This window comes from uncultured Eudoraea sp., from assembly GCF_947258925.1.
Classification (GTDB): Bacteria; Bacteroidota; Bacteroidia; order Flavobacteriales; family Flavobacteriaceae; genus Eudoraea.
In genome coordinates this window covers 19,339-33,954 of sequence record NZ_CAMYKG010000039.1, presented here as the reverse complement: position 1 = coordinate 33,954, position 14,616 = coordinate 19,339, and the positions used below count along the sequence as shown (strand labels likewise).

The 14,616-nt window shown below is 36.9% G+C and carries 15 protein-coding genes, 1 tRNA gene and 1 pseudogene; 5 read left to right on the top strand and 12 right to left on the bottom strand.

Annotation, left to right across the window (positions count from 1 at the left end; translation table 11 throughout):
• Positions 1-939 (bottom strand): tRNA uridine-5-carboxymethylaminomethyl(34) synthesis GTPase MnmE (gene mnmE / locus Q0X77_RS13095; RefSeq protein ID WP_297798076.1); only part of this gene is annotated, 939 nt, incomplete at its 3' end.
• 166 nt (positions 940-1,105) lie between these two features.
• Between mnmE and Q0X77_RS13090 the strand changes: the two genes are divergently transcribed.
• A complete protein-coding gene (locus Q0X77_RS13090; protein ID WP_297798074.1) occupies positions 1,106-1,468 on the top strand; it encodes a DUF4870 domain-containing protein in 363 nt (120 codons plus the stop codon).
• Between the two features lie 92 nt (positions 1,469-1,560).
• On the opposite strand, the gene Q0X77_RS13085 is transcribed toward Q0X77_RS13090, so the two are convergent.
• The 6 genes from Q0X77_RS13085 to Q0X77_RS13060 form a co-directional block, all read right to left on the bottom strand.
• A complete protein-coding gene (locus Q0X77_RS13085; RefSeq protein ID WP_297798072.1) occupies positions 1,561-2,178 on the bottom strand; it encodes a hypothetical protein in 618 nt (205 codons plus the stop codon).
• 213 nt (positions 2,179-2,391) lie between these two features.
• Positions 2,392-3,510: a DNA polymerase III subunit beta gene (gene dnaN / locus Q0X77_RS13080; RefSeq protein ID WP_297798070.1), complete on the bottom strand. Its 1,119-nt coding sequence runs from the start codon at positions 3,508-3,510 to the stop codon at positions 2,392-2,394.
• Positions 3,511-3,630: 120 nt separating this feature from the next.
• A complete protein-coding gene (gene gldG / locus Q0X77_RS13075) occupies positions 3,631-5,298 on the bottom strand; it encodes a gliding motility-associated ABC transporter substrate-binding protein GldG (RefSeq protein ID WP_297798068.1) in 1,668 nt (555 codons plus the stop codon).
• On the bottom strand, positions 5,298-6,029 hold the full coding sequence (gene gldF / locus Q0X77_RS13070; RefSeq protein ID WP_297798066.1) for a gliding motility-associated ABC transporter permease subunit GldF: 732 nt from the start codon (positions 6,027-6,029) through the stop codon (positions 5,298-5,300). Before gldF ends, gldG begins: the two co-directional genes overlap by 1 nt.
• Before the next feature lie 4 nt (positions 6,030-6,033).
• Positions 6,034-6,330 carry an antibiotic biosynthesis monooxygenase family protein gene (locus tag Q0X77_RS13065; protein WP_297798064.1) on the bottom strand — a complete coding sequence of 99 codons (297 nt, stop codon included), beginning with the start codon at positions 6,328-6,330 and terminating at the stop codon, positions 6,034-6,036.
• Positions 6,331-7,161 carry an SAM-dependent chlorinase/fluorinase gene (locus Q0X77_RS13060; protein WP_297798062.1) on the bottom strand — a complete coding sequence of 277 codons (831 nt, stop codon included), beginning with the start codon at positions 7,159-7,161 and terminating at the stop codon, positions 6,331-6,333.
• A gap of 129 nt (positions 7,162-7,290) precedes the next feature.
• Here Q0X77_RS13060 and Q0X77_RS13055 point away from each other — a divergent pair, with 129 nt between their 5' ends.
• Entirely contained in the window at positions 7,291-8,244 is a 954-nt protein-coding gene (locus Q0X77_RS13055; RefSeq protein ID WP_297798060.1) for a PhoH family protein, read from the top strand.
• Between the two features lie 7 nt (positions 8,245-8,251).
• Positions 8,252-9,166 carry a phosphoribosylaminoimidazolesuccinocarboxamide synthase gene (locus Q0X77_RS13050; protein ID WP_297798058.1) on the top strand — a complete coding sequence of 305 codons (915 nt, stop codon included), beginning with the start codon at positions 8,252-8,254 and terminating at the stop codon, positions 9,164-9,166.
• 91 nt (positions 9,167-9,257) lie between these two features.
• On the opposite strand, the gene Q0X77_RS13045 is transcribed toward Q0X77_RS13050, so the two are convergent.
• Positions 9,258-9,331 (bottom strand) — tRNA-Met (locus tag Q0X77_RS13045).
• 135 nt (positions 9,332-9,466) lie between these two features.
• Here Q0X77_RS13045 and Q0X77_RS13040 point away from each other — a divergent pair.
• Positions 9,467-9,759: pseudogene (locus Q0X77_RS13040) on the top strand (START-like domain-containing protein).
• A gap of 53 nt (positions 9,760-9,812) precedes the next feature.
• Entirely contained in the window at positions 9,813-10,655 is an 843-nt protein-coding gene (locus Q0X77_RS13035; protein WP_297798056.1) for an aminotransferase class IV, read from the top strand.
• Here the strand turns inward: Q0X77_RS13035 and Q0X77_RS13030 are convergent.
• From Q0X77_RS13030 to Q0X77_RS13015, 4 genes are all read right to left on the bottom strand, one after another.
• Entirely contained in the window at positions 10,648-11,208 is a 561-nt protein-coding gene (locus Q0X77_RS13030) for a YqgE/AlgH family protein (RefSeq protein ID WP_297798054.1), read from the bottom strand. The genes Q0X77_RS13035 and Q0X77_RS13030 overlap by 8 nt on opposite strands.
• A gap of 112 nt (positions 11,209-11,320) precedes the next feature.
• On the bottom strand, positions 11,321-11,593 hold the full coding sequence (locus Q0X77_RS13025; RefSeq protein WP_297798053.1) for an HU family DNA-binding protein: 273 nt from the start codon (positions 11,591-11,593) through the stop codon (positions 11,321-11,323).
• A gap of 175 nt (positions 11,594-11,768) precedes the next feature.
• Positions 11,769-12,716 carry a methionyl-tRNA formyltransferase gene (fmt, locus tag Q0X77_RS13020; RefSeq protein ID WP_297798051.1) on the bottom strand — a complete coding sequence of 316 codons (948 nt, stop codon included), beginning with the start codon at positions 12,714-12,716 and terminating at the stop codon, positions 11,769-11,771.
• Positions 12,713-14,611 carry an ATP-dependent DNA helicase RecQ gene (locus tag Q0X77_RS13015; protein ID WP_297798050.1) on the bottom strand — a complete coding sequence of 633 codons (1,899 nt, stop codon included), beginning with the start codon at positions 14,609-14,611 and terminating at the stop codon, positions 12,713-12,715. The genes fmt and Q0X77_RS13015 overlap by 4 nt, the downstream gene beginning before the upstream one ends.
• Positions 14,612-14,616 lie beyond the last annotated feature (5 nt).

Sequence of the window (14,616 nt, the reverse complement as noted above, 5' to 3'; positions counted from 1 at the left end):
CACATCGGCAGCAGTTATAAGAAATAATACTACTTCTGCTTTTTCCATTTTCTCGTAGGTCCTTTCAATGCCAATGCGTTCTACTTTATCCTTGGTTTCCCTAATCCCTGCAGTATCAATAAACCGAAATCCAATGCCCCCAATCGTGATTTCATCTTCAATGGAATCTCGCGTTGTCCCCGCAATTTCAGATACAATTGCACGCTCCTCTTTTAACAAGGCATTGAGCAGGGTAGATTTACCCACATTGGGTTCTCCAACAATAGCTATAGGGATGCCACTTTTTATGACGTTTCCCAGGGCAAAAGAATCTACCAACCCCTTTAATACCCCCTCAATTCTATTTAATAAATTCTGAAATTCAGCCCGATCAGCAAATTCAACATCTTCTTCGGCAAAATCCAGCTCCAACTCAATAAGAGAGGCAAAGTTTAAAAGTTCTTCCCTAAGGAGTTTAATTTCATTGCTGAAACCTCCCCGCATCTGCTGCAGCGCGATTTTATGTGAGGCCTCATTTTCACTGGCGATAAGGTCTGCCACGGCTTCTGCCTGACTCAAATCCATTTTGCCGTTTAAAAAAGCGCGCAGTGTAAATTCACCCGGATCTGCCAGTCGACAACCATTCCTGATGAACAATTGAATAATCTGCTGTTGTATGTATTGGGACCCATGGCATGATATTTCGACAACATCCTCGCCGGTATAACTGTTAGGTCCTTTAAAAATTGATACCAGGACCTTATCAATGGCGGTATCTCCATCACGAAGATATCCTAAATGAATGGTATGAGTCTTTACTTTTGCTAAATCCTTATTGCTAACGGAACTGAAAAGTTTGGCAATCAAAGTAATGGCGTCCTTACCCGATAATCGAAGAACCGCAATGGCACCGGTACCCGGTGGTGTGGCCAATGCAATGATAGTATCCTTTTTGATCATATACCTATTTGCTGCAAAAATAGTCAAAAAGCCATTTACCAACACCAGATCCTAATTTTCATTGACACAGCTGATTTTATATAGCTGCTATCTTAATTTTACTTTTTCATGTAACATTTCTCCAAAAATTACTACTTATAAGTATACTATTTAAAATCAATCAAAAATGGAAGTTATTAATCAAACAACAACTAGGGTCGACAGGCCATTACTTGTTATAACTCACTTGACACAATTATTAAGTTACATCATTGGTTTTGGTGGGTTTATAACCCCTTTAATCATTTGGCTTACATCGCGGAATTCTGTGGAAGGAATGGATGAACATGGAAAAGCTATTCTTAATCTCCAGCTAAGTTTACTGCTTTATATTGTGCTGAGTATACCGGCAATCCTGTTACTTGGATTGGGTATATTGACATTAATTGGAACCGGTATACTTGGGTTTATATTACCAATTGTCAATGCTGTAAGAGCATCGAATGGAGAATCTCCCAGTTATTTTATGACGATACCGTTTATATCCTAAAGTGATCAATACAATAAAAAAATCCAATCTACTAAGATTGGATTTTTATTTTTTATAAATTGATTTCTGAAATAACTCAGTATAATTTGACTCTACATTACTTCCCCTCTACAAAATTCACCTCCGTTAAGGCTGGAACCTCCTTCAATGGTAAAATCCCCATAGGTATAGCCAAGAATGTTGGGCTCAGAACAACCAGTGTCAATAACAGTATTATATATACCATCAACGGAAATATTTATTGCCTCGCCTAAGGTTTTATTGCGGTCAAAGCCACTAATAATAAATAATTCTCCGGGACCTAGTTTTGCCCTATAAATTTCTTTTTTACTATTTGAACCAGTAATGCTAATTGTGGCATTATCAGCGCCATTATATCGTAGATCTAATCTGGTAACATTACCACTGCAGTCACAGCCGTCGACTTGGTCGGTTTCAGAAACAGGACATTCACCTAGCTCATCCCCATGGTCCAAATGAGCCTGAATCGCCTCATTCGGTAAATAGAGGGTTATAAATTTCCAATCATTGCCAATGTTGAGTTTATGACAGATATATTGATAGTCTTTTTTCTTATCTTTTGCAGTAGGATCATTTTTTTTTGATTTCGAATAAACCGCATTTAAGGTTTCACTGTTTTGTTCGATCTCATCAGTTTGACAAGAGAACAGAATCATAAAACTCATAATAAGGTAGAGATTTTTTTTCATAATGTAGTTGGATTTGGGTTTAACTGTAAATATTGTATAGGTTGTAACGCCGTGAAATAGGAAAATTTTGTAAAAACGTCGAACTGCCAATAAACAAGTTAAAACGAGTTTATACAGTTCATTTCTATAATAATATGGTGCTAATTAAGCAGCGAAGAGATTTGGATGTTGCTTATTCCCGAGCTCAGAGAATGATTCCTATGGACCAGGTAATTAATTATTTAACATCACAGGCATTACCAGCATGGTTACCATTTCACCTTCGTCCAGTCCATCTATTGGGGTTAGGATACCTGCTCGGTTGGGAAGACTCATTTCCAGGCAGACTTCTTCAGAAGATAGATTCCCTAACATTTCCAGTAAAAAGCGGGAATTAAATCCAATTTGCATGTCGTCTCCCTGATAGGAACATGTTAACCTTTCTTCTGCCTTGTTGCTATAATCAATATCTTCTGCAGAAATATTTAATTCAGCTCCTGCAATTTTAAGGCGTATTTGATGTGTCGTTTTATTCGAAAAGATGGAAACCCGTCGAACAGAACTTAGAAGTTGATTTCTGGAGATGGTTAATTTATTTGGATTCTCTTTTGGGATTACAGCTTCATAATTGGGGTATTTCCCATCGATAAGACGGCAAATTAGTTCCGTATTGTCAAAACTAAATTTGGCGTTACTTTCGTTGTATTCAATTTTTACATTTTCCTCACTACCTGCCAGGATACCCTTTAAAAGATTCAAAGGTTTTTTAGGCATTATAAATTCGGCTACCTCAGAAGCTTTAACATCATTACGCTGGTATTTCACCAATTTATGAGCGTCTGTAGCCACGAAAATTAAATGCTCAGACGAGAATTGAAAGAATACGCCACTCATTACAGGCCTTAAATCATCATTACCGGCAGCAAAAATAGTTTTGTGAATGGCAGTTGCAAGGATATCCCCCATAATGTCCGTAGAACTGGGGTTAGCTAATTCAACAGCCTTAGGAAATTCCGCTCCATCTGCATAAGCAAGAGCATATTTGCCATGATTAGAACTGATCTCTACGGTATTATTATCTTCGACGACAAATGTTAGAGGTTGTTCCGGAAATGTTTTTAAAGTATCTAACAAGAGCCTTGCCGGGACTGCTATAGTACCCTCCGAATCAGAATCAACTTCGAGCACAGAACTCATTGTAGTCTCCAAATCGGAAGCAGAAACTGTCAGTTTGTTCTTACTTAAGACAAACAGGAAATTATCGAGAATAGGTAGCGTATTGCTGTTATTAATTACGCCGCCCAAAACTTGAAGTTGCTTTAATAAATACGTGCTGGAGACTATAAATTTCATTCGTTGTTTATGCTTTTAAGATTGATGCCCTTTTCTAATGATTTTGATTTCTGCAGTTTAAATTCCTGTAAAACAAATATATCCTAAATGTCGTAGTGTTTAAAACAAACTTATTAACACCTAGGCGCTATATTTTCGCTTTCTCAGATAGTTAAAAACTAGTCCGGAAAAGATCACCAGGATAACCGGAAGACCAACGTTAATCAGTTGCCACTTTGTTTTTTGCGATGCTATTTTTTCCTGATCCAGCAATGCTATTTTTACTTTCTTATTTCTAATGTTTATAAGTCCGGTATCATCGAGGAGATAATTGATGCTATTCACCAAAAATTCCTTGTTGCCAAAAAAATTATTGGTCCATTTATCATAACCCAACTCCAGAGGCCTATTGTTCCTTATTTGATTTTTTATAATATCCCCGTCTGCGACAATAAGCATCTTATTTGAACTCCCTTTTAGTTTGGTGCCTTCCAGTTTAACCGGGACAATTCTATTCGTATATGCCGAATTAAAAGCACCTTCAATTAGAACAGCCAATGGTTTATTGCCATCATTAAACTTTTCTTTGTCTGGTGGATTATTTATGATGTCCAAACTTATCAATTTGGGTGTGCCTTCAGGCCTGGAAAGTGGTGAACTGGAATAAAGAATAGTTTTGTGATATGAATTGGATATGGTATCTATACTATTTGCAAATTGAAATCGAATTGCCTCGAGATTATTATTAATAGGATGGTTATTGGGTGAGAAAACCATTGGATTATAGTACCAGGGTACCGGGTTGTATTGAGAATCATTCCCTTCACCGGTGGCAAGAACTATTTGGGTAAAATACAAATCATTTATAAGCACAGGATTAATCCGAATTCCATATTTAAAGAAAAATTCATTCAGATTGAGATCTCTTGTAAATGACATGCTGCTGCCTTTAGGGTTAAACAGACTATCCAATTCTATGGCTACCTGATCTATTAACCACATCGATTTTCCCCCATTGACAATAAACTGATCCAGCACATATTTTTCCTCTTCAGTGAAGGCCTCGGTTGGTTTGGCGATCAGAGCCAAATCGAATTCTTTTAGTCGATCCAGTACTTTTTGCGGATCTTTTTCAACAGAATCCAGGGTGATCGCTCCAATATTATAATAATCTTTTATTGTCGTCAAAAAATCAGCCAAATAGATATCTTCCAGCTGTCCATTTCCTTTAATTACCGCCACCCGTTTTTTTGTTTTGATGGTAAGTTTAGTAAAGGCATCTGCAAAGGCATATTCTAAATTTTCTACAGAATTAGTGACCCGTTCTTCTGAGGTAGCTCCCAATTTGTTTTTTAGCAGGGGTACTTTCACGGTTTGATTATTGTAATTCACCATGGCCCAGGGAAAAACTATTTCCTGTGAAACTCTGCCATTTTCTTCTACAGTAATATTGGCCGGGGTAAGTCCCAGTCGCTGCAATTCGGCGATAATGGCGTCTGTAGGAGTGTTACCTTCTAGTGGATCAACAAAGCTGTACTTAATATTCTTGTTTTTTGCAGCAAATTCCTGCAACAGCTGATTGGTCTCTGTTTTGAGTTTTGCAAATTCGGCAGGTAAATCCCCCTCCAGAAGGATATCAATGATTACAGGGGAACTAAATGTTGAAACTACCTTAATTGATTGTTCTGAAAGCGTATATCTCTTATCCTCTGTAAGATCAATTCTTTTATAAATCAAACTCGCAATTACATTGATGATTATAAATATAACCACTGCCAGACCATTCTTTAGTAGTTTCTTATCTTTCATTACCTCGAATGGTTTTTTAATTGAGCTGTTGCAAAAAACAGAAAGAGTACAGACAAACTAAGGAAATATACCAAATCCCTGCTATCCAAAACACCTCGTGAAATCCCCTCAAAATGAGATTTCATACCAAGGGAAACCACAAATTGAGCACTATCCCCATCATTGAAAAGTGTAGAAAGCCCTTCAAACCCATAATAGAAGATAAAACACAGTACCATGGCCAGAATAAAAGCGACAATTTGATTTTCTGTGAGTGTGGAGGTGAAAATTCCAATGGCTGTGTAACTCATGGCCAGGAAAAACAAGCCAAAATAGGAACCGTAAATAAGACCAGAATCTAAATTACCCTGTACTATCCCCAATTGTGAGATACTTAAGCTGTAGATCACAGTTGGGATTAACGCGATTAGCACGAGGCATAAGGCGCCAAAAAATTTACCGTAAACGGTTTTCCCAATGCTTAAAGGCTTAATAAATAGCAACTCCAGGGTTCCCGACTTTTTTTCCTCGGAAAAGCTCTTCATGGTTATTGCCGGAATAAGGAATAAAAATACCCAGGGTGTTAAAAGAAAGAAATTACTCAGATCGGCAAAACCATATTCAAAGATATTAAAGTCTCCTTTGAAGATCCATAAAAAGAGTCCGTTTAGGACAAGGAAAAACCCGATGATCAAATAACCTACGGGTGTCATAAAGAATGAAAACACTTCTCTTTTAAAAATGGCAAGCATAGACTTATTTAACTGATTTAACTCTATTTACACTCCAGGCTTCGGCCTTATCTTCGAAGAGCAACTTAGTCTTACCCCAGACAGTCCTAAAAAAATCAGATTTTCTATATTTCTCGAGGTTTTCTTCATTTTCCCAATGACTGTAAGTAAAGAAGATATTAGAATTGGCTCTGTCCTGATATAACTCCAGGGAACAACAGCCTTCAAAATTTCTGATATAGTCCTTAGTTTCTTCAAATATCTGCTCAAAACTAGCAATATTTTCTTTCTTTAATGTCAACTTTACGATACGTATCAACATTTACAAAAAGTTTATTAGGATGGTATCTCTATAATCCAATCCCAATAGGGTAGAGGCACCACCAACGGTATTTAAATCACTTTTATAGATTGCGAGCTCCAGGTAGTCAGACGAATTGAACAGGGCCAATAAATCTCCCGGACCCTTCCGCTGATTTTTATTCAGATCAAAATTAATGATGTCGCTATACCTGTTATGGATTTGGTTTATTTTCCTGTTTCTCGCACTAATCTCAAATTTTCGCCCGCTTCGGTATGCTTCAAACAGGTTTTTCTGAATATTGGTTATCACATTCCCATAGTTATCAATATATATAACACTCCCAACAATTGTTTTACCTTCATTTGTTATTCTTGGAGCGAATTCTTTAAGTTCTTTCAGTTCATCAAATGATTTTCCAACCACTTCCAGCTTACCTCCACGTACAATATGGCATGCTACCTTGATGAATATATCAAGCACCGGAAAGGAACCAATCACCGGGTTTGGAATACTTATTTCAACAACTTTTTCAGGTTCAATCTCAGATGTAATCAGGCTAATCACCCCATTATTGGCACTAATGAAATAATGGTTATCAACAAGAACAGCAATGTGCTGGTTTTCAATAGTAGGCTCAGCATCAACGCCCACAATATGAATCGTTCCATCAGGAAAATTCTTATAGGAATTTTTGAGTATATATGCACATTCCTGAATATTGAAGGGGCTTATGTTGTGCGTGATATCAACAATTTTAGCATCTGCTAGCTCCTTATAAATAGTCCCCTTAAGGGCCCCTACAAAATGGTCTTTATATCCAAAATCTGTAGTTAAAGTGATGATTGCCATGCAGCACTGTTGATATTTTTTTAGGTATTCAAACCGATTTTTACTTAAGTTTGCTCAACAAAATTACATGAAAAAAACAGCCTACAGAAATTTATCTTACAGTACACAACAATTAAATAAATCTGCTCTTTGAACGAACTTAATTTAGAACTTACCGTTATTAGTCCAAGGGAATTCTTCGGACATCAAAACGAAAATATTAATCTTTTAAAAAAACATTTCCCCAAATTAAAAATTGTAGCCAGAGGAAGTAAAATTAAAGTTTATGGTGATGAGCCTCTTCTTGATGAGTTTGATAAAAGATTTCAAATGCTTACCGATCATTACACCAAGTACAACAAAATAGATGAAAATGTAATAGAAAGGGTCCTTTCCAGTAATGGAAAAGGAGATTATGAATCATCTGAAAGTAGCGGAGATGTTATTGTTCACGGTGTCAATGGCAGATATATTAAAGCCCTGACCGCTAATCAGCGGAAGTTAGTTGATTCTACGGAAAAAAATGACATGGTATTTGCTATTGGCCCCGCAGGCACTGGTAAAACGTATACCGGTGTAGCATTGGCTGTAAGAGCACTTAAAAACAAAGAGGTAAAAAGGATTATACTTACACGTCCTGCGGTTGAAGCAGGTGAAAATCTCGGCTTTCTTCCGGGGGATCTTAAGGAAAAACTAGACCCTTATATGCAGCCGCTTTATGATGCTTTAAGGGATATGATCCCCGGGGAAAAACTCAATCATTTTATTGAAAATGGAACTATTCAAATTGCCCCTATGGCTTTTATGAGAGGTCGAACTTTGGATCATGCTTTTGTTATACTTGATGAAGCACAGAATACCACTCACGCCCAAATGAAAATGTTCCTTACCAGGATGGGAAAGAATGCAAAATTTTTAATTACCGGTGATCCGGGTCAAATAGATTTGCCGCGAAGGGTAATATCAGGTCTTAAAGAAGCCCTTTTAATTCTGAAAAGCGTTCCCGGAATCCAGATCATATATTTGGATGACAAGGATGTAATTAGGCATAACCTGGTAAAGAAGGTGATAGATGCATACAAAAATATTGAGCATCAAAACTAATTGGGGTATGGCTGAAACAATCATGACCACAAACTTCAAGTTTCCCAATCAGATTGATCTATATAAGGGGAAGGTAAGAGAAGTATACTACTTAGAAGACGATATCCTAATTATGATAGCCACCGATCGGTTATCTGCTTTTGATGTTGTCATGCCTAAGGGAATTCCATACAAGGGACAGATTCTTAATCAGATTGCTACCAAAATGATGAGCGATACTTCAGATATTGTCCCAAATTGGTTGGTTGCAACTCCGGATCCCAATGTTGCCATTGGTCAGGCCTGCGAGCCTTTTAAGGTTGAAATGGTGATAAGAGGTTATCTTTCGGGTCATGCTGCACGTGAATACAAATTGGGAAAAAGGACCTTATGTGGGGTAGAGATGCCCGATGGAATGATTGAAAATGACAGGTTTAATGAACCTTTAATAACCCCGGCCACCAAAGCCGAAGAAGGAAACCACGATGAAGACATTTCCCGGGAAGACATTGAGAACTATACGAGAGCTTTATTTAAAAGAGGTACTGAAATTGCAAAACAGCGGGGTTTGTTGCTTGTGGATACCAAATATGAATTCGGTAAAAACAAAGAAGGCGAAATTTTATTGATTGATGAAATACACACCCCGGATTCATCTCGTTATTTTTATGCCGATGGCTATGAGGAAAGACAGGGCAGGGGAGAACCGCAGAAGCAGCTTTCAAAAGAATTTGTTAGACAATGGTTAATACAAAACGGGTTTCAGGGGCTCGAAGGACAGCGAGTACCCTTTATGTCTGATGATTACATTACTACGGTTTCTGAAAGATATATTGAATTATATGAGAATATTACCGGCGAAACTTTTGTAAAGGCTGAAATTGCAAATATTCAACAAAGAATTGAAAATAACGTGCTGTCTTACCTGAGCGATTTGATATAAAAAATTTATTACTTCAGGTTGCGTTAGACCCAAAAACAGATACCTTAATAATGGACCATAAAAAAAGACCACAATTTGTGGTCTTTTTAAGTAGCGAGAGGGAGACTTGAACTCCCGACCTCAGGGTTATGAATCCTGCGCTCTAACCGCCTGAGCTACCTCGCCAATGGTTTTAAAATGGCTGCAAATATAAAGGTTAATTTCTTGTCCGTCAAAATTCATTCATCAAAATTAATATGTCTGTTTTATTTTTTTATCATATTTAAATATATATATTGTCCATTATAAATATGTTGTGGAATGAGTGACAAAATAAAATACGAAATCGAGTTTGTAATACAGTCTTCGCCCCAGTTATTATACCAGTATCTTTCAACACCATCGGGACTATCGGAATGGTTTGCTGACAACGTGAATTCTCGCGGGGAAATTTTCAGTTTCATTTGGGATGGNNNNGGATTATAGTAGATGAAATTACCAAGGATGTCTCCCTTTTCATAACGGATTTTGCCGAGGAGGATGAATTGGAAGAGGCTAAGATGTTATGGACGAACCAGGTGTCCGATCTTAAACAAGTATTAGGCTCTAAATGATTTTCAATAAATATTAGCGTTATATTTGGCCTTGATTTTTCAAGGCTTTTTTTATGGTTAATTACAATGGAAAACTTGCAGATAAAGACGCTTACTACCTAAATAGTCGTAACAGAGGGTTTCTTTACGGGGATGCCCTTTTTGAAACACTAAGGGTAGTAAATGGAAAGATTATTTTTTGGGAAGAGCATTATTTAAGGCTTATGTCCTCTATGCGGATCTTACGAATGGAAATTCCGATGAATTTTACCATGGAGTATTTAGAGGAGGAGATATTAAGATTATTTACAGAAGAGGATACAAATAAAACTGCCCGAATAAGGATTACAGTCTTCAGAAATGACGGCGGCTACTATAAACCACAGAGTAATGATGTGTCTTATCTTATTAGTGCAGAAAATTTAGAGGATGCTTTTTATATTTTAAATGAGGGCAGTTATGAGGTGGAACTTTTTAAAGATTTTACAGTAAGTAAAAACATGCTTTCCAATCTTAAAACTACGAACAGGATTCTCAACGTTGTCGGGAGTATTTATGCAAATGAGAATGGCTATGATAATTGTTTGTTGTTAAATGATACCAAGTCAGTTGTAGAGGCGCTTAATGGGAATATATTCCTAGTTAAGGATAAAGTATTAAAAACCCCACCCTTGGAAGATGGCTGTCTCCGGGGAATTATTCGAAAAAAAATACTGGATATTCTCAATAAAATTGATGGCTATGAATGTGTTGAGAAATCTATTTCCCCTTTTGAACTTCAACAGGCAGATGAAATATTTATAACAAACAGCATACAGGGCATACGACCTATTTCAAAATATCGGAAGAAAACGTATGATACGGTGATGGCCAAGGATATTTTGGGCAAATTAAATGCCGCGGCCAGGTTTAATTGAGGCTGGGATTCTCGGGGGCATTAGACCACAATAAATAATCGCCACCCAACTCCAGCATTTTTTCTTTCCACAGTGCTAATGCAGATTTCTTAATAATATTGCTCTGGTATTCATTCTTTACCACAATCCAGGATTTTGAATCCAATTCCTGATCAAGCTGAAGTGATGACCATCCCGAATACCCAAGAAAAAATCGTATATCTTTATCCGTAATGACCTTTTGATTGATGAGGGCAATCGTTTTTTCAAAATCACCACCCCAAAATATACCATCTGAAATTTCAATACTATTATCAATTAGGTGAGGCACTTTATGGATAAAATAAAGATTGTCTTGTTCCACAGGACCTCCATTGAATACCTGAAACGGAACATTTATTTCCTCAATAAGATCACTAATATCATAATCCAGCGGTTTGTTAAGAATAAATCCAACAGATCCTTCATCATTATGTTCTGCGAGCAGAACGACCGAACGGTTGAAAGAAACATCTCCCGTTAGTGTAGGTTCAGCAATTAGTAATTTCCCTTTTTTGGGTTTTAAACTTATCATAGGTCTTTTAATACTTTTAAAAATAAGATAAATCTATTTAATAGACAAAAACGGGTATAACTAAAAAAGCACCCGCTTTCACGGGTGCTTTTATATATTATAAAAGTATTGGTTAGTTTACAGCACTGCTTAAATCTGAACCTGCCTTAAACTTAACAACATTTTTAGCTGCAATCTGAATGGTCTTTCCTGTAGAAGGATTTCTGCCTTCTCTGGCATTTCTTCTAGATACAGACCAAGATCCAAAACCTACTAAAGATACTCTATTCCCTTTCTTAAGAGATCCTTCAACGTTCTCTAAGAATGATTCCAATGCCTTTTTTGCCGCTGCTTTAGTGATGCCAGCACTGGCTGCCATGGCATCAATTAATTCTGTTTTGTTCATAATTTAATTAAATTAATTTTTGTTAAATAATTTTAAGCTTGAACAAATTTATACGGATTTGCGATTAAGACAAGCAAAACTGGGGTAAATCAGCGTTTTTGTTGATAACTTGAAACGTTTGTTGATAAAGTTGGCCCTTTTTAGTGGATTCTCCCAGCCCAATAGAAATGGGCCTTTAGGTCATATGGGCAGAATCATGGATTTTAAGTCCATTTAATACATCTCCTATAGCCATTTTTCTTTTTCCCGGTAACTGCAATTCCAGAAGTTCAATAAAGCCTCCGGGAACGGCAATTTTTAATTGCTTTTTTGTATGCTGTATAGTACCGGGTTTTAAATCGTGCTTTTCCTTATGCCATCTGGCACTGTATATTTTGATCGTAAGCAAATCCTCGCCGTTTTTCAAAACTGCCCATGCTGTAGGGTAGGGACTTAAGCCTCTAATATGGTTATAAATCTCTTCGGGAGATTTTTGCCAATTTATTTTACAGGTTTCTCTATGAATTTTGTCAGCGGATTTGTAGATCGTATCTAGTGGTTGTTTTTGAGTAACAACCTGGTTATTCTCTATTAAGGATACAGTTTTTAATACCAAATCTGACCCCAGGTTCATGAGTTTATCATGCAAATTTCCTGCTGTAGCTTCGGGATCAATCGGGGTTTTGACTTGAAGAATTATTTCACCGGTGTCTATCTTCTCATTAATATAAAAGGTGGTTACGCCTGTTTCTCTTTCACCATTGATTATTGCCCAATTTATGGGGGCCGCACCCCTGTAATCAGGTAATAAGGAGGCATGAAGGTTAAAGGTTCCATATTTGGGCATTGACCATACCTGTTTAGGCAACATCCTAAAAGCTACTACAATTTGAAGATTGGCTTCCAAGGACCGTAGTTCATTAAGGAAGTTTTCATCTTTTAAATTAGTAGGTTGCATAATGTATAATCCGGCTTCTTTTGAATACCTTTTAACTGCAGATTCATGCAGTTTTCTACCTCTGCCGGAAGGCTTGTCTGGCGCTGTTATTACCCCTACTACCTTGTAACCCTTCTGGACCAGACCATCCAGGGTGGCTACAGCAAATTCGGGAGTGCCCATAAATACTATTCTCAAATTTCTCATTGTTCCAGGTTATATTCATTTTTCGTATTAATACTAATATTCCCATCCTCAAGTAACTTTTGAAGCACTTTTAATATCAATTGTTCATTTTGTGGTAATTCCTGAATTATGTCTCTTGAACTACTATGTTTTTCTTCAAGCAATGCCATGATATCCCTTTTAATTTTAAGAAAGCTATCTTGATCAAGGCCTTTTGGACGGGTACAATTATCACAATTGTTACAATTTTGAGTACTTTCTTCACCAAAATAAGATAGCAATTGACGATTTCTGCATCTTGTATCAGTTTTGATATAAGCAACCATGCTATCTATTTTGTCTTTTTTGGTTTTCAGTTGTATCTCCACTTTTTTGGCAAAATTATTGATGGTGAGGTCATCCTCTCTTGGCACTAAAAAAAGAAGCTCCAGATCCCGGTTTATGGCCTTAAGGGAAATGATATTATCGCTCTCTAATTGCTGAAGTATGCTCAAAATTTTCTCTTCTGAAAGGGAAGATTTTTTTGAAATTAGTAGTGTATTAATTTTTGTTTCGAAATCGAAAATTCCTCCATAGGTCCTTAAGATAGTTTGAACAATGGGCGCCACCTTCTGATGTCTTTCCAAATAATTCAACAATTGGTCTTTAGAGACTAAAAATTGAACCGTAGTTTTACGGGTAAAGTTTTGGGATAAGGAAATAACGGAATTCTGATCAAGAATTTGTAACCCGTTATATGCCAGGACAGCATTAAAATTATACAATTCACAAAATTCTTCAAATCTAAAGTGATATATTTCCCCTGACAGGGTTCCGTAGGGGATTTGAAAGTAGTTGTTCAACTTATTATATAGCAACTTTAAAAACCTGACATCCGGTAAGACTTTTAAAAATTGATTTCTAAGTTGTAATTCATCGTTTTTATTAGTTATCATTATCGCCTTTGCAGGAAGGCCATTTCTACCGGCCCTGCCGGCCTCCTGGTAGTAATTCTCAATGCTTTCCGGAATTTGATAGTGAATTACCAAAGCAACATCAGCTTTGTCGATCCCCATGCCAAATGCATTTGTAGCCACCATGATTTGTACTTCGTTTTCCAACCAAAGTTTAAGCTTCTTTTCCTTTTCTTCCTTTGGAATTCCCCCGTGATAGAAAGTAGCAGAGATTTTTCTTCGATTTAAAAAAGTAGAGATTTCCTGTGCAGTTCTTCTGGTTCGAACATAAATAATTCCGCTTTGCTGAGTATTCCTGCACAATTCATATAAACGTCTTTGCTTGTCTTCTTCCCAAATAACGCCAAAATAGATATTCTTTCTTGTATACGAATCTTTGAAAATCTCATGCGCTTTAAATCGTAAATTCTTAATAATATCCTGAGCAACTTGTGCAGTTGCCGTAGCTGTAACGGCTATTACAGGAATTTCCGGTTTAATATCCCGCAAAAGAGAACAATTTAAATAAGCAGGGCGAAAATCATTACCCCATTGAGAAATACAATGTGCTTCATCAATGGCAAAAAGATTGATATTCATCTCTCCGATTCGTTCCTGTACCATCTCCTGTTGCAGGCGTTCAGGTGAGAGATACAAGAATTTGTAATTTCCATAAATGCAATTGTCCAATAATTTAATTAATTCGTCTTTTGAAATACCTCCTGTTAAGGCGACTGATTTAATTCCAATATCTTTTAATTGTTGAACCTGGTTTTGAATAAGGGCAATCAAAGGTGAAACAACAACGCAGATGCCATCCTTTGCCATAGCGGGAATTTGATAACATAAAGATTTACCTCCTCCCGTAGGTAAAAGGGCGAGTACATCTTTACCATTCAATACTGCCTCTATTATGGCTTTCTGTGATCCTTTGAAATCTTCATAATTCCAGTATTTTTTTAAGAGAAGCTGCAGATCATTCATTTTAA

Bases quoted from the DNA above. Each gene is read 5' to 3' on its own strand.
- fmt (WP_297798051.1), bottom strand. From the start codon at position 12,716: ATGAGAAATTTGAGAATAGTATTTATGGGCACTCCCGAATTTGCTGTA.
- Q0X77_RS13085 (WP_297798072.1), bottom strand. From the start codon at position 2,178: ATGAAAAAAAATCTCTACCTTATTATGAGTTTTATGATTCTGTTCTCT.
- gldG (WP_297798068.1), bottom strand. From the start codon at position 5,298: ATGAAAGATAAGAAACTACTAAAGAATGGTCTGGCAGTGGTTATATTT.
- Q0X77_RS13050 (WP_297798058.1), top strand. From the start codon at position 8,252: ATGGCTGAAACAATCATGACCACAAACTTCAAGTTTCCCAATCAGATT.
- Q0X77_RS13035 (WP_297798056.1), top strand. From the start codon at position 9,813: ATGGTTAATTACAATGGAAAACTTGCAGATAAAGACGCTTACTACCTA.
- Q0X77_RS13060 (WP_297798062.1), bottom strand. From the start codon at position 7,161: ATGGCAATCATCACTTTAACTACAGATTTTGGATATAAAGACCATTTT.
- Q0X77_RS13065 (WP_297798064.1), bottom strand. From the start codon at position 6,330: ATGTTGATACGTATCGTAAAGTTGACATTAAAGAAAGAAAATATTGCT.
- Q0X77_RS13025 (WP_297798053.1), bottom strand. From the start codon at position 11,593: ATGAACAAAACAGAATTAATTGATGCCATGGCAGCCAGTGCTGGCATC.
- Q0X77_RS13090 (WP_297798074.1), top strand. From the start codon at position 1,106: ATGGAAGTTATTAATCAAACAACAACTAGGGTCGACAGGCCATTACTT.
- dnaN (WP_297798070.1), bottom strand. From the start codon at position 3,510: ATGAAATTTATAGTCTCCAGCACGTATTTATTAAAGCAACTTCAAGTT.
- Q0X77_RS13015 (WP_297798050.1), bottom strand. From the start codon at position 14,611: ATGAATGATCTGCAGCTTCTCTTAAAAAAATACTGGAATTATGAAGAT.
- gldF (WP_297798066.1), bottom strand. From the start codon at position 6,029: ATGCTTGCCATTTTTAAAAGAGAAGTGTTTTCATTCTTTATGACACCC.
- Q0X77_RS13030 (WP_297798054.1), bottom strand. From the start codon at position 11,208: ATGATAAGTTTAAAACCCAAAAAAGGGAAATTACTAATTGCTGAACCT.